Origin of the sequence: Speluncibacter jeojiensis, assembly GCF_029589495.1 — a bacterium.
GTDB classification, from domain to species: Bacteria; Actinomycetota; Actinomycetes; order Mycobacteriales; family Mycobacteriaceae; genus Speluncibacter; species Speluncibacter jeojiensis.
The window spans coordinates 332,880-346,882 of the sequence record NZ_JAAIVF010000001.1 but is presented as its reverse complement, the minus strand read 5'-3'; the positions used below and the strand labels follow the sequence as shown (position 1 = coordinate 346,882).

Genomic DNA, 14,003 nt, shown 5'->3' with positions numbered 1-14,003 from the left:
TCGCCTGGAGGCGGCCGTTGTCGAATGGAGAACCGCAATGCTGAACAAGACCGCCACCTCCGCCCTCGCCGCCGCCGGACTCGTCGGCGGGTACGCCGTCGCGCGGCAGACCGGCAACCGGCAGCTCGGCGGCGCGGTGCTCGCGGCGGCCGGCGGGGTGTGCACTTACAGCTGGGTCAAGAACGCCGGCGCGGGCAAGGCCGCCGCGCTGATCGGCACCTATGTCGGCGCCTTCGGGGCCTCGCACCCGCTGTCCAAGAAGGTCGGCGCGTGGCAGTCGGTGGGCCTGGTCGCGGCCGGGACCGCGCTCGCGTCGCAGGTCCTCGGCGGACGCTGACACCGCACGGCCCGGCTCAGACCTGGTCGTGCAGGTCCTTGAGCGCGAGGTAGACCTGTGCGTTGAGGGCGATCTTCGCGCGCTGGGCCTCGGACAGCTCGCGGCGGACCTTGGCGGGCACCCCGGCGACCAGCGATCCGGGCGGGATCTGCGCTCCCTCGGGCACGACGGCACCGGCGGCGATCAGGCTGCCGGTGCCGATGCGTGCCCCGTTGAGCACGACCGCGCCCATGCCGACGAGCACCTCGTCCTCGACAGTGCAGCCGTGCAGGACCGCGTTGTGCCCCACCGACACCCGCTCGCCGACCGTCAGCGGAAAACCGGGGTCGGCGTGCAGCACGCAGCCGTCCTGGATGTTCGTCTCGGCGCCGATGGTGATGTCCTCGATGTCGGCGCGGATCACCGTCGAGTAGAAGATGCCGACCCGCTCGGCGATGCGGGCCCGGCCGACGACGGTCGCGTTGGGCGCGATCCAGGCGGAGTCGTCGATCTCGGGCGTGTGGTCGGCGACGGTGATGATCATCGGTGCGTTACCTCGTGTTCCGGTGGGCTCGGGTCGATCAGGACGCCGGGGTTGAGGATCCCGGCCGGGTCGAGTGTCGATTTTGCCGCGCGCAGTGCGGCGGCGAACGGGTCGGGGCGCTGCCGGTCGTACCAGGGCCGGTGGTCGCGGCCGACGGCGTGGTGGTGGGTGATGGTCGCGCCCTGCGCGGCGAGCGCCTCCGAGACGGCCGACTTGATCTCGTCCCACTGCTCGACGGTCCGGCCCCAGGTGCCGGGCGCATAGATCCCGAAATACGGTGCGGGCCCGTCCGGGTACACGTGGGTGAACCGGCAGGACACCACCCCGGTCGTGCCGACCGACGCGAACGCGGCGGCAGCGGCGCCCAGGACAGCTGACCGCAGCGCATCGAAACGGTCCCAGGTGCACGCGGTTTCGAAGGTCTCGACGATCATCGACCGGGCCGCCAGCGCATCCCGCTGATAGGGCATCCGCAGGAACGACGACCGCCAGGTGCCGGCCGCGCCGGACTCTGCCGCGCCGGGCGTGCGCGGGCCGCTGACCCGGATGCCATCCGGGAGCGTGCCGCCGTGGTCGCGGCAGATCTCGACCGCGCGGGCCAGTGCGGCGTCGACGGGATGGTCGGCCGATTCGAAGCCGAGCACCAGAACACCCCCGCCGCAGGCGGTTCCGGCGTTGATGAATGCCTCGACCGGATCGAGCAGCCGGCAGTTCGCCGGGAACAGTGCGGACTGCGCAATGGTGCGGGTCGCGGCGACCGCGCGGTCGTGGTCGCCGAACACCGCCGAGGCGCCGGCGCGCCACCGCGGGCGCTCCTGTAGCCGCATCCACGCCTCGGTGATCACCCCGAGCGTGCCCTCGGAGCCGAGGAACATCCGGTCCGGCGACGGTCCGGCGCCCGAGCCCGGGAGCCGCCGGGACTCGCCGGTCCCGGCGGGGGAGACCACCCGCATCGACTCGACCATCTCGTCGATGTGGGTGTAGACGGTCGCGTAGTGCCCGCCGGAGCGGGTGGCCAGCCAGCCGCCGAGCGTGGAGAACTCGAACGACTGCGGAAAGTGCCGCAGCGTCAGGCCGTCCGGGCGCAGCGCGTCCTCCAGTGCCGGGCCGAGGATCCCGGCCTGGATGCGCGCGGCCCGGCTGGTGCGGTCGATTTCGAGCACCCGGTTCAGCTCGCCCAGATCGAGCGCGACGGCGCCGGCGTGGTCGCCTGCGCAGCGCGGCTCGACCCCGCCGACCACCGAGGTGCCGCCGCCGAACGGGATCACCGCAACGCCGGCGGTGGTGCACCAGTCCAGCACGTCGACCACGTCGCGCTCGGTCTGCGGGCGCAGCACCAGATCGGGCACGTGCCCGACCCGGCCGAGCAGCATCCGCACCACGTCCCGGAACGCCTGTCCGTGTCCGTGCGAGATCCGGTCGCGGGGATCGCCGGAGGCCAGGTGCGCCAACGGCTCGGGCGTCGAGATCCGCGGGGCGGGGATCGGCAGCGAGTCGAGCGGGGGAGGGTCGTGCGCGGTCAGGTCGGCACTCGGCAGCATGGCCGCCACCCGCGCGGTCAGCGCGCCCAGTTCGCGACCGGTCACCGCGTCGTCGACGTTGCCCCAACCCCACCACGATCTGCGGCCCATGCGCGGTTCCTCCATCGCTCGCCCGGTGACGCAGCGGATGCTAGATGACCGCGGGGCCGATTTCCGGTGATCGCGCCCGTCTCACACCGTGGCGAGCAGGTCGGTGGCGAGTTGTGCGACGGTCTCGGCCGCGCAGCCGCGATTGTCGCCGACACCGCCGGAGGCGCCGCGCTTCGCCCAGCCGACGACGTACAGCCCGTCGAGCGGTTCGCCGGTCTCGGCGGAGATCACCTGGCCCTGCCGGTTGGGGACCACCCCACGCCTGTCGAGCGGGACGCCGTCGATCACCTTGGTGGTGAAGCCGGCGGCGCAGATCGCGGAGCCGGCGTGGAAGGTCCGTCCCGCGGCGGTCGTGATGACGACACCGCCGTCGTCGGTCACCGCGACGTCGGTCGCCTCCTGCCCGAAGGACAGCACGATGCGCAGGCCCGCCGGCTCGGCGTGCGGATCGTGCAGGTCGACGGTGTTCAGTCGCGAGAGTGCCCGCAGTAGTGCGCTGTCCGAACCCGCCGGTGGGAGCGCGCCGGCGTCGTCGACCGTGACCTCGACGCCGTCGAGCTCGAGGAGCTCGTAGAACGCCGACGGGGTGAACGAGGCGCGCTCCGGCGCCGACCGCGACAGGACCACCAGCTGCCCGACCTGACCGCCGGCGGACCGGTCGCGGTTCTTGGCGACCCACCGCACCGCGTCGAAGGCGACGTTGCCCGCGCCGACCACGATGCAGTCGGGTCCGGCCAGGGTTGGCGGTCGCAGGTTCGGGGATCCACTGTTCGCCGCGACCAGCAGGTCGATGGCCTGATGGATGTTGCCGGCCTGCCGGAGGTTCGCGGACCCGTGCGTGCGGTCGCCGGCGGTCGCCGAATCGAGCCGGCGCGGTTGGGTGGCGCCGCAGGCGATCACCACGGCGTCGAACGTCGCGCGCAGTTCCTCTACCGACACGTCGACGCCGATCTCCGTGTCCGGGACGACCGTGACGCGGTCGTCGCCGAAGGGGACGTCGAACAGGCGGATCATGTCCCGCACGCCGGTGTGATCCAGCGACACCCCGCGGCGCAGCAGTCCGCCGAAGGTCTCGTGCTGCTCGTAGACGGTGACCCGGATCGACGTCGAGCGCCGCAGCAGCTCGCGCACCGTGTACATCGCGGCCGGGCCCGAGCCCACGACGGCCACGGTCAGCCGGGCGGCGGGCGTCGCCAGCGGCAGCCCGAAGACCGGGCGCGGGCGTACCCGGGGGGCGGGCGGCGCCGACTCGAAGAACTCACGGTTGCGCTGCGCGAACGGGAGTTCGGTCGCGGTCAGCGCGTAGCCGGGTTTGATGGCCGACGCCGGGCAGGCCTCGACGCACGCGGTGCAGTCGATACACGAGTTCGGATCGATGAAGAGGGTCTCGGCAGAGGCGAAGCCGTCCTCGCCGGGTGCGGGGTGGATGCAGTTCTGCGGGCACACCTGCACGCACGACGCATCCTTGCAGCAATGCCCCAGGATGACGTGGGTCATGGTGACTCCTGGTCAGAGAAGGTTCGACTTCCGGTAGATCCATCGAGCGCCGAAATTCAGCAGTCCTTCTTTGCTCAGGAATTCGATGAACGGTTCCGCGGCCCGGCGGAACATCATGCGGTGGTGTTCGTTGCCGTCGATGTTCGCGCGCACGACCTCCCAGTCGAGGCCGAGGTCCTCGTACACGCGGCGGTTGATCATGCCCTTCGCGATCAAGTGCGTGCCGATCGCGATGATCAGGGTGCTCACCGCGCGCCGGATCCGGGACAGGCCGACCAGCCGGTCACGGATCTTCCGGCGGGCGAACGCCATGTGCCGGGACTCTTCGACGACGTGGATGTAGGCAGCGCGGCGGATCGGCGCGGCGACGTCCTCGTCGGTCATCCAGTCGCGCTGCATGACGTCGAAGATCTCCTCGCCGGCGAGCACCACCCCGTAGGCCACCTCGTCCCAGACGAAGTGCCGGAAGATCCAGCCGAAGAAGTCGAGCGCCCGGTCGCGCTGATAGAACTTCGCACCGATGGCCTCGATGGCGCCCACGAACATCAGCGAGTGCATGTTCTCGTCTGCGCACTCGTTGAACAGGAACTTGATATCCGGGCGGGACGGGTCGGCGCTGTGGCCCGCGCGCAGCAGCGCGACCTGCAGGCCGACCTCCAGCCAGATGCCGACGCCGAGGAACTGTGCGACCTCGTTGCGGGTCAGGCGGGCCCGCTCCTGCTCGGTCATGCTGTTCCACAGCGGGGTGCCGTAGAGCGGGGACCACTCGGGGGTCATCCCATGTCGTTCGTCGTCGCCGCTTTCGAGCTCGTAGAGCTGCGGGCTGCGGGAATCGAAGGACAGCCGCTGGGCAGATTCCAAAAGGTTCTCGAAGAGTGCATCGCTTCTGGAAGCTGTCATCCTTCCTCGTCCTCACTTCGGTCTCAGCAGACCATCGATTCGATCTGGGTGTGCGGGGGATGTTATCTGGCTCACCCGTCCGCTCGTGCGCCCCACCGAACCACATGCCGGGTCCGTGCCCCAGCGGTGTCCCGCACACCGGTACGAAAATCGTTGGTTTTCACTATTCGGTGGCGGATTGCGTTCTGATCTGGTAGTCGGGGTCGGTGTGGTGGGTGTGGCTCATGTTATCCACGGATGCGGGTTCGGCGCGTGTCCTGCGCGCGTCGTGACCAGAACGCAATGCGCGCGGCGTCCGCGCGTGATTCCCGAATGGTGAGATGGCGCTTCCACAGGTTGGTCGGGTGTGTGAAGCTGGACCGGTCGGCGGTGCACTCGAATCGCCGCATCTCCGTTACGCCGGTGGCCCACCGCCGCACGGCACGGATGCCGCATACGCCGCGATCCAGGCGAGGCGAGTCAGCATTTCCGCGCACTCACCCGAGGTGATCCCATGCCCGATCCGTCCGTCCGGCTGTCCGGCTCCGTCCGCGGGGTGGACAGCTCCGCCATCCGCGACCTGCTCACCCTGACCGCACGACCCGAGGTGATCAGCCTGGCCGGCGGCCTGCCCGCGGCCGAGATGCTGCCGACCGCGCGGATGGCCGACGCCGCACGGCGGGTGCTGCGTTCGCCGGAGGCCGCGCAGTACACCGAGACCACCGGCATCGGCGCGCTGCGGGAGCTGCTCGCACAGCGGCAGTCCGCGGAGCTGGGCCGCGAGGTCGACGCGCACGGTGTGGTCGTCACCAGCGGATCGCAGCAGGCGCTCGATCTGATCGCACGGGCGCTGGTCGACCCCGGCGATGCGGTGGTGCTCGAGGAGCCCGCCTATCCGGGGGCTCGGCAGGTGTTCCAATCCGTCGGCGCCCGAATCGAATCCGTCCCGCTGGACGCGGACGGCATGTGCACCGGCCGGCTCGAGGAGATGCTGACGGCGGGGCTGCGGCCCGTGCTCGTGCACACCGTCGCGACCTTTCACAACCCACGCGGGGTCACCCTGGCGGCGGCGCGGCGGGCCCACCTGGCCGCGCTCGCCGATCGCTACGGCTTCCTCGTCGTCGAGGACGATCCCTACGGGCAGCTGTATTTTCACGCACCGCCGCCGGCGCCGGTGGCGGCCGCCTCGGATCGCGTGGTGCGACTGGGCAGCACCTCGAAGACGCTTGCGCCCGCGCTGCGCACCGGATGGCTGACCGGACCGCGCGAGCTGTGCCGGGCGGTCGAGCGGCTCAAGCAGGCGGCGGACCTGTGCGGTTCCGCGCTGTCCCAGTCGATCGCGGTGGAGTTGCTCTCCGACGAGGAATGGTTCGCCGCGCACCTCGCGGCGCTACGCGCCATCTACGGCGAGCGGGCGACCGCGCTGGTCACCGCGATGCGGTCGGCGTTCGGCGAGTGCGTCACCTGCACCGAGTCGGACGGCGGCATGTTCTGCTGGGTGCAGTTCCGGGACGGCACCGACACCGACCGACTGCTCGCGGCGGCGGTCGGGCACGGCGTCGCCTTCGTGCCCGGCGGCGCGTTCAGCCCACGGCTGACCACCGCGCTGCGGCTGAGCTATGCCACCGCGGCGCCGGAGGTGTTGCGCGACGGCGTCTCACGGCTTGCTTCGGCCCACGCGTCGATCTGAGCCGACCCTCGATCCGGGCTCACTCCTCGATCCAGTCGTAGGTCCGTTCGACGGCCCGGTTCCAGTCGTGGAACAGGGCCTCGCGGTCCGCGGCGGGCATGGTCGGGTGCCAGGTGTGCCCGGCGGACCAGTTCTCCCGGATCTCCTCGGTGCTGTCCCAGAAGCCGACGGCCAGCCCGGCCGCATAGGCGGCGCCGAGCGCGGTGGTCTCGTTGACCACCGGCCGGACCACCGGCACTCCGAGTATGTCCGCCTGGAACTGCATGAGCAGGTCGTTGACCACCATCCCGCCGTCGACCTTCAACGTGGTCAGATGCATGCCCGCCGCGGCCGCTGCATCGATGACCTCGCGGGTCTGAAAGGCGGTGGCCTCCAACGCGGCCCGGGCGAGGTGGCCCCTGTTGACGAACCGGGTCAGCCCGACGATGGCGCCGCGCGCCTCGGGCCGCCAGCGCGGCGCGAACAGCCCGGAGAACGCCGGCACGAAGTAGGTGCCGCCGTTGTCGTCGACGCTGCGTGCCAGTTCCTCTGCCTCCGCGGCCGAGGAGATCAGGCCGAGGTTGTCGCGCAACCACTGGATCAACGATCCGGTCACCGCGACCGAGCCCTCGAGCGCGTAGACCGCCGCCTGCTCGCCGAGCTGATAGCAGACGGTGGTGAGCAGTCCCTGCTCGCTGATCACCGGCGTGGTGCCGGTGTTGAGCAGCAGGAAGTTCCCGGTGCCGTAGGTGTTCTTGGCCTCGCCGGGGAGCAGGCACGCCTGCCCGAACGTCGCGGCCTGCTGGTCGCCCAGGATGCCGGCCACCGGCACCCCGCCGAGGACGCCGCGCGCCCGGACCTCGCAGTAGACCTCGGAGGAACTGCGGATCTCCGGCAGCATCGACATCGGGATCCGCAACTGTGCGCAGATCTCCTCGTCCCAGTCCAGGGTTCGCAGGTCCATCAGCAGGGTCCGCGATGCGTTGGTGACATCAGTCAGGTGCAGTCCGCCGTCGACGCCGCCCGAGAGGTTCCACATCAGCCAGCAATCCATGGTGCCGAAACACAATTCGCCGGCCTCCGCGCGCTCGCGGACACCCTCGACGTTGTCGAGGATCCAGCGGATCTTCGGCCCGGCGAAGTACGTGGACAGCGGCAGCCCTGTCGTCTGCCGGTAGCGGGTCACGCCCGCGCCGTCGGCCAGTTCGCGGCAAAGCACGTCGGTGCGGGTGTCCTGCCAGACGATCGCGTGGTACACCGGCTCGCCGGTGGCCCGGTCCCACACCACCGTCGTCTCGCGCTGATTGGTGATGCCGATGGCGGCGATGTCTGCCGGGGTCAGGTCCGAGGCGGCCAGCGCCTCGCCACACACCGCGCGGATGTTCGTCCAGATCTCGACCGGATCGTGCTCGACCCACCCCGGACGCGGGAAGATCTGCCGGTGCTCGCGCTGCGCGATCCGCACGACGGCGCCGTCGTGATCGAAGATGATGCAGCGGCTGGAGGTGGTGCCCTGGTCGATCGACGCCACGTACCGGCGCCCGCTGACGACGTGTTCGCTCATCTGACGCTCCTGCATACTCACGGTCCTGCCGTTAGCCTGAGACTGTGCCGGGGCCGCAACTCTAACCGGCGCGACGGGACGGCGAACGTACAGGAGCTGATCTTGACTGAACAAGCGGGTACGCGGTCACTCGGGCCGGAGCAGCGGGAACGGGCCTGGGAACAGTTGGGTTCCGAACAATTCGACGTGGTGGTGATCGGCGCCGGCGTCGTGGGCAGCGGCGCGGCGCTCGACGCCGCCACCCGCGGGCTGAAGGTCGCGTTGATCGAGGCCCGCGACTTCGCCTCGGGAACCTCGAGCCGCTCGTCGAAGATGTTCCACGGCGGGCTGCGCTACCTCGAGCAACTCGAGTTCGGGCTGGTCGCCGAGGCCTTGCACGAACGCGAGCTGTCCATGTCGAGCCTGGCGCCGCATCTGGTCAAGCCGCTCAAGTTCCTGTTCCCGCTGACCCACCGGCTGTGGGAGCGGCCGTACATGGCCGCGGGCATCTTTCTGTACGACACCATGGGTGGCTCGAAATCCGTTCCCGCGCAGAAGCATCTGACGCGGGCGGCCGCCCTGCGCATGGCGCCGAGCCTCAAGCGCGGCTCGTTGATCGGCGGTATCCGCTACTACGACACCGTGGTCGACGACGCCCGGCACACGATGACCGTCGCCCGCACCGCGGCGCACTACGGTGCGGTGGTGCGCACCTCGACCCAGGTGGTCGGGTTCCTGCGGGAGGCCGACCGGGTCAGCGGGGTGAAGATCCGCGACTCGGAGACCGGCGCGACCACGCAGGTGCGCGGCCACGTGGTGATCAACGCGACCGGGGTGTGGACGGACGAGATCCAGTCGCTCTCCGGCGAGCGCGGGCGCTTCCAGGTGCGTGCCTCCAAGGGCGTGCACGTCGTGGTCCCGCGCGACCGGATCGTCAGCGAGGCCGCGATCATCCTGCGCACCGAGAAGTCCGTGCTGTTCATCATCCCATGGGGCAGCCACTGGATAATCGGCACCACCGACACCGACTGGAACCTCGACCTGGCGCACCCGGCGGCCACCCGCGCCGACATCGACTATCTGCTCGGCCAGGTGAACAAGGTGCTGGTCACGTCACTGACCCCGGACGACATCGAAGGCGTCTACGCCGGGCTGCGGCCCTTGCTCGCGGGTGAGAGCGACGAGACGTCCAAGCTCTCTCGCGAGCACGCGGTCGCGCGGGTCGCGCCCGGGCTGATCGCCATCGCCGGCGGCAAGTACACCACCTACCGGGTGATGGCGGCGGACGCGGTCGACGCGGCCGCCGAGGACGTCCCGGGCCGGGTCGCCGACTCGATCACCGAGAAGGTGCGACTGGTCGGGGCCGACGGATACTTCGCGCTGATCAACCAGGCGGACCAGGTCGCGACCCGGTACGGGGTGCATCCCTATCGGGTGCGGCACCTGCTCGACCGGTACGGTTCGCTGATCGACGAGGTGCTCGCGCTCGCGCAGGACCGGCCGGAACTGCTCGGCCCGATCGCCGAGGCGCCGAACTATCTACAGGTGGAGGCGGTGTACGCGGCGGCCGCCGAGGGCGCGCTGCACCTCGAGGACGTGCTGGCCCGGCGCACCCGCATCTCGATCGAGTACGCGCACCGCGGGGTCGACTGCGCCCAGCAGGTCGCGGAACTCATTGCGCCGGTACTGGGTTGGGATGCCGAGATGGTCACCCACGAGGTCACCAACTACCGGTGCCGGGTGGAGGCCGAGGTGCTCTCCCAGGAGCAGGGCGACGACGAGGGTGCGGACGCGTTGCGTGCGGCGGCCCCAGAGGCGCGCTCGGAGATCCTCGAACCCGTGATCCTGTGATGCCGTGTCCTCCGGTGGGACCCCGGCCCCGAAAGTGTTGTGCTGTAGTACTCCCATGACCCCGGTGGAACAGCTCGACCCGCGCACCCCCGTCCTCGTGGGCGTCGGACAGTACAGCGAGCGGATCGACGACGCCGACTATCGGGCGCTCTCCGCCGTCGCCCTGGCCGCGGAGGCCGCGAGTGCGGCGCTGGCCGACACCGGAGGCGACGTCGCCGCCCTCGCCGCGGCCGTCGACACCGTGGGCGGGATCCGGCAGTTCGAGATCTCCACGCCGGTCGCGTGGGCGCCGCTGGGGCGGTCGAACAACTATCCGCGCTCGGTCGCGGCCCGGGTCGGTGCCGACCCGGCCGGGGCGGTCCTCGAGGTCGTCGGCGGGCAGGGGCCGCAGCACTTGGTCTCGGACGTCGCCGGGCAGATCGCTGCCGGCGACGTTCGCGTGGCCCTGCTGTTCGGCTCCGAGGCGATCTCGACGGTCCGGTACCTCGCGGATGCGCCGGACCGGCCGGACTTCACCGAGACGATCCCCGGTGATCTCGAGGACCGCGGCCTCGGCATCGAGGGGCTGGTGACGCCGTCCGCGCTCGGACACGGTCTGACCGACGCGGCCTGCCAGTACGCGATGCTGGAGAACGCCCGGCGTGCGCGGCTGGGCCGGTCGCGCGCGGAGTACGCCCGCGGCATGGGGGAGCTGTTCGCACCGTTCACCCGGGTGGCGGCCGGCAACCCGCACGCCGCGGCGCCGACGGAACGCGACGCGGCCGAACTGGCCGAGCCGTCACCGCAGAACCGGGTCATCGCCGACCCGTACACGCGCTACCTGGTCGCGCGCGATCAGGTCAATCAGGGTGCGGCCGTGCTGATCATGTCGGTCGGCGCCGCACGGGAACTGGGCATCGGGCAGGACCGCTGGGTGTTCCTGCACGGCCGGGCGGACCTGCGCGAGCGCGAGTTGCTCGAGCGGCAGGATCTGGGCGCGAGCCCGGCGTCGGTCATGGCCGCCCGGTCGGCCCTCGATGCCGCCGGGATCACCGTCGCCGATCTGTCCACGATCGACCTCTACAGCTGCTTTCCGATCGCGGTGTCCAACGTGGCGGACGGGCTCGGCCTGGGCGCCGACGACCCGCGGGGGCTGACGGTGACCGGTGGACTGCCGTTCTTCGGCGGTGCCGGCAACAACTATTCGATGCACGCGATCGCCGAAACCGTCGACCGTTGCCGCAAGGAGCCCGGGTCGTTCGGGTTCGTCGGGGCCAACGGCGGAATCCTGTCGAAATACTCGGCCGCGGTCTACTCGACCACCCCGACCGGGTGGCCGGCCGACCGCAGCGCGCAGGCGCAGGCCGAGATCGACGGGTGGCCCGCGGTCGCGAGCACCGACCGCGCCGACGGCTGGGCGACGGTCGACACCTACACCGTCAAGTACGCCAAGGACGACAGCCGCCTGGCCATCGTCATCGGGCGTCTGGAGGCCACCGGGGAGCGCTTCTATGCGAACGAGGTCGAGGGCGACACGGAGTTCCTCGAGTGGCTGACCGCGGACGAGCCGATCGGCCGGCGCGTGTATGCACGCTCGGTCGAGGGCCGCAACCGGGTGACGCTCACCGAGATCCGGATGAACGAACTCGGTGTCGGTGTGGGTGAGCGTTGTTAGGGTGGCCACCGTGACCCGGATACGGCCGTTCCTCATGTTCCAGGGCGGCGTCGGCGCCGCCGCGATCGAGCTGTACACCTCGGTGTTCGCGGGGGCGGAGGTGATCGCGTCGACCCCGCACGACGATCCGTCGCTGGGCATCCAGCTCGCCGAACTCGATCTGGCCGGTCAGCGGATCCTGGTCAGCGACAGCGCGATTCCGCATGCCTTCGACTTCACCCCGTCGACGTCGCTGTTCGTGGACTGTGCCGACCGTGCGGAACTCGAGCACCTGGTGCAGGCGCTCGCCGCGGACGGCAGCACCCTGATGCCGCTGGGCGAGTACGGCTTCTCCACCGCCTTCGCCTGGGTGGCCGACCGGTTCGGGGTGTCCTGGCAGCTCAACCTGCCGTGACCTGAAGTCGGTTCGGCCTCGGCACCCGGTGACGGATGCCTGCCGGGTGCGGTCCTACTTCGCGCGCACCCGGACCAGGTCGCCCTGACTGTGGCCGGCGAGCGTGCGGGACATCGCCATCGCGGCGAGCAGTGCGACGGTGGTGGCGGTCGTGGCAACGGTGAGTGCGGTCTCGATCATGGTGTCCTCCTGCGCCGAGTGGTCTCCGTTCGAGCATGGCAAGGCGACTCATGCGGGGGCTGAGGGATCGTTGTGGGAAAGCTGAGAATGCCGAGGCGTCGGCCGGTCGTCCAGCCGCCCGGCTGCTCCCCGTCAGGCCCGGCGCTCGGCGTGCACGGGGCAGTAGTGCATCGGGTTCGACCGCTGGGCGGCCGGCGGTAGATTGCGCTCGGGTGTGTGCACCAGTGCGGTGCCGGACGGGATGCGGCCGAGCGCGCGGTCGACCCCGTCGCGCGCCCGCGGGTGCTTGCGGCGGCGCTCGGGAACCAGCCGGAACACCAGGTCGATGGCCTTGCCGGCCAGCGCGTGCAGCCGGCGGTCCCGGTCGGTCCACGAGTAGCCGAGCAACTCGCGCACCGGCTGGTCGTACATGCCGACGGTCAGCCACACGAACGACGGCGCGAGCACCGCGCGGACCGGTCGCCACAGCAGCTCCGGGATCCACGGCGCGAACGGCGGGGGAGGCAGCTCGGTCAGGTCGAGCACGTCCCGGGTGGCCTTGTTGTCCTCGAGTACGTTGCGGCACATGTGATCCCAGTACTGCAGGAAACCCTCCCAGGTCTCCGGGACCGGCCGCATGCTCATCCCGTACTGGCGGTACCACTGCTTGTGCTCCTCGAAGAGCGCCCGCTTGTCCGCCTCGGTGAGCCCGCCCGCGAAGTTGTCGGCCGTCAGGATGGTGCCGACGAAGAACGTGGCGTGCGCCCAGTAGAAGACGTCCGGGTCGAGGGCGTGGTAGCGACGGCCCTGCGCGTCGACGCCCTTGATGTCGCGGTGGTAGTCGCGGACCTCGCGGCCGGTGTCGTACGCGCGGTCGCCGTCGAAGACCACCCCGCCGATCGGGTACAGCGACCGGAACAGCCGTTCCCAGCGCTCCTCGAAGAACCGGGAGTGCTGCTCGACCGCGGCGCCGAGCTTGGGGTGCATGTTCTGCATCGAGCCCGCCCACAGGCCCTGCAGCATGCCGCGCCAGTCGCCGAAGTATCTCCACGTCAGCGAATCCGGTCCGAGCGGTGCGGGCCGCGGACGCTCGGGTGACGACGGTGCCGGGCGTACTGGCGTTTCGGTCATCGCGACTCCCCGATGCGCGCGGCCGACGCCGCGGGTCGAATACTGACTACGAATGTTGTCAGGCTATGAATGACAATGACCGTTGTCAAGGATGTGTGGAGTGTTCAGGAGGTGGCCATGGCCGTCGACCGAGGCGCGACACTCGAGGTCCGGCAGGCCGCCCGCCGGCGGGATCTGCTGGCCGCCGGGATCGCCCTGCTCGGTGATCCCGCTGGTCCCGCGGTGACCGTCCGCGCGGTGTGCCGTCGGGCCGGGCTGACCGAGAGGTACTTCTACGAGAGCTTCGCCGACCGCGACGAGTTCGTGCGGTCGGTGTACGACGAGGTCGGCGCCCGCGCGCAGGACGTGCTGGTGGGGGCGGTCTCCCGTGGCGGGCACGGCAGCCGCGAGCGGGCCACTGCCGCGGTGGAGGCCTTCGTCGCCCTGATGGTGGATCAGCCCGAGATGGGCCGGGTGCTGCTGCTCACGCCGCTGACCGAGTCCGCGCTGAACGGCCGGGGGATGGCGCTGATGCCGGCGTTCGTGACGCTTGTGCACGACCAGCTCTCGGGCGTGCCGGATGCGGACGAGAAGCAGATGACCGCGATCGGGGTGGTGGGCGCGCTGAGCAGCCTGTTCATCGCCCTTCTCGACGGCACGATCGGGGCGCCGCGGGAGCGGTTCGTCGCGCACTGTGTCGAACTGGTGGCCGGCGCCGACACCACCCGCGGCTGATCGCCGGCGTCTGAGCGCACG

Annotated in this window: 13 protein-coding genes; 6 read left to right on the top strand and 7 right to left on the bottom strand. The window is 70.7% G+C overall.

Features of this window, described 5'->3' with window-relative positions; translation table 11 throughout:
- Positions 1-37 precede the first annotated feature (37 nt).
- The gene (locus G4X40_RS01665; protein ID WP_277829714.1) at positions 38-337 is read left to right on the top strand and encodes a hypothetical protein; all 300 of its coding nucleotides are present in this window, start codon (positions 38-40) and stop codon (positions 335-337) included.
- A 16-nt stretch (positions 338-353) separates the two neighbouring features.
- Here G4X40_RS01665 and G4X40_RS01660 read toward each other — a convergent pair whose 3' ends face one another.
- The 4 genes from G4X40_RS01660 to G4X40_RS01645 all read right to left on the bottom strand — a co-directional run bounded on the left by G4X40_RS01660 (position 354) and on the right by G4X40_RS01645 (position 4,888).
- A complete protein-coding gene (locus tag G4X40_RS01660; protein WP_277829713.1) occupies positions 354-860 on the bottom strand; it encodes a gamma carbonic anhydrase family protein in 507 nt (168 codons plus the stop codon).
- Positions 857-2,491, bottom strand: coding sequence for an FAD-binding oxidoreductase (locus G4X40_RS01655; RefSeq protein WP_277829712.1), 1,635 nt, complete (start codon positions 2,489-2,491; stop codon positions 857-859). The genes G4X40_RS01660 and G4X40_RS01655 overlap by 4 nt, the downstream gene beginning before the upstream one ends.
- Before the next feature lie 81 nt (positions 2,492-2,572).
- Positions 2,573-3,988 carry an FAD-dependent oxidoreductase gene (locus G4X40_RS01650; protein WP_277829711.1) on the bottom strand — a complete coding sequence of 472 codons (1,416 nt, stop codon included), beginning with the start codon at positions 3,986-3,988 and terminating at the stop codon, positions 2,573-2,575.
- Positions 3,989-4,000: 12 nt separating this feature from the next.
- Positions 4,001-4,888 carry an AurF N-oxygenase family protein gene (locus tag G4X40_RS01645; RefSeq protein WP_277829710.1) on the bottom strand — a complete coding sequence of 296 codons (888 nt, stop codon included), beginning with the start codon at positions 4,886-4,888 and terminating at the stop codon, positions 4,001-4,003.
- Positions 4,889-5,381: 493 nt separating this feature from the next.
- Between G4X40_RS01645 and G4X40_RS01640 the strand changes: the two genes are divergently transcribed.
- Complete coding sequence (locus G4X40_RS01640) at positions 5,382-6,557, top strand: aminotransferase-like domain-containing protein (protein ID WP_277829709.1); 1,176 nt, start codon at positions 5,382-5,384, stop codon at positions 6,555-6,557.
- Between the two features lie 19 nt (positions 6,558-6,576).
- Here G4X40_RS01640 and glpK read toward each other — a convergent pair whose 3' ends face one another.
- Positions 6,577-8,100, bottom strand: a complete 1,524-nt coding sequence (glpK, locus tag G4X40_RS01635; protein ID WP_277829708.1) for a glycerol kinase GlpK — start codon at positions 8,098-8,100, stop codon at positions 6,577-6,579.
- A gap of 102 nt (positions 8,101-8,202) precedes the next feature.
- Between glpK and G4X40_RS01630 the strand changes: the two genes are divergently transcribed.
- Genes G4X40_RS01630 through G4X40_RS01620 form a run of 3 tightly spaced genes read left to right on the top strand, consistent with a single transcriptional unit; the run spans position 8,203 to position 11,978 of the window.
- Entirely contained in the window at positions 8,203-9,930 is a 1,728-nt protein-coding gene (locus G4X40_RS01630; RefSeq protein WP_277829707.1) for a glycerol-3-phosphate dehydrogenase/oxidase, read from the top strand.
- Positions 9,931-9,985: 55 nt separating this feature from the next.
- Positions 9,986-11,584 (top strand): acetyl-CoA acetyltransferase, encoded by a 1,599-nt coding sequence (locus G4X40_RS01625; protein WP_277829706.1) that lies wholly within the window; start codon positions 9,986-9,988, stop codon positions 11,582-11,584.
- 10 nt (positions 11,585-11,594) lie between these two features.
- Positions 11,595-11,978, top strand: coding sequence for a VOC family protein (locus G4X40_RS01620; protein ID WP_277829705.1), 384 nt, complete (start codon positions 11,595-11,597; stop codon positions 11,976-11,978).
- Positions 11,979-12,032: 54 nt separating this feature from the next.
- On the opposite strand, the gene G4X40_RS01615 is transcribed toward G4X40_RS01620, so the two are convergent.
- Entirely contained in the window at positions 12,033-12,158 is a 126-nt protein-coding gene (locus tag G4X40_RS01615; RefSeq protein WP_277829703.1) for a hypothetical protein, read from the bottom strand.
- Between the two features lie 132 nt (positions 12,159-12,290).
- Positions 12,291-13,268, bottom strand: a complete 978-nt coding sequence (locus tag G4X40_RS01610) for an oxygenase MpaB family protein (RefSeq protein WP_277829702.1) — start codon at positions 13,266-13,268, stop codon at positions 12,291-12,293.
- 117 nt (positions 13,269-13,385) lie between these two features.
- On the opposite strand from G4X40_RS01610, the gene G4X40_RS01605 reads away from it, so the two are divergent.
- Positions 13,386-13,982: a TetR/AcrR family transcriptional regulator gene (locus G4X40_RS01605; protein ID WP_277829700.1), complete on the top strand. Its 597-nt coding sequence runs from the start codon at positions 13,386-13,388 to the stop codon at positions 13,980-13,982.
- Positions 13,983-14,003 lie beyond the last annotated feature (21 nt).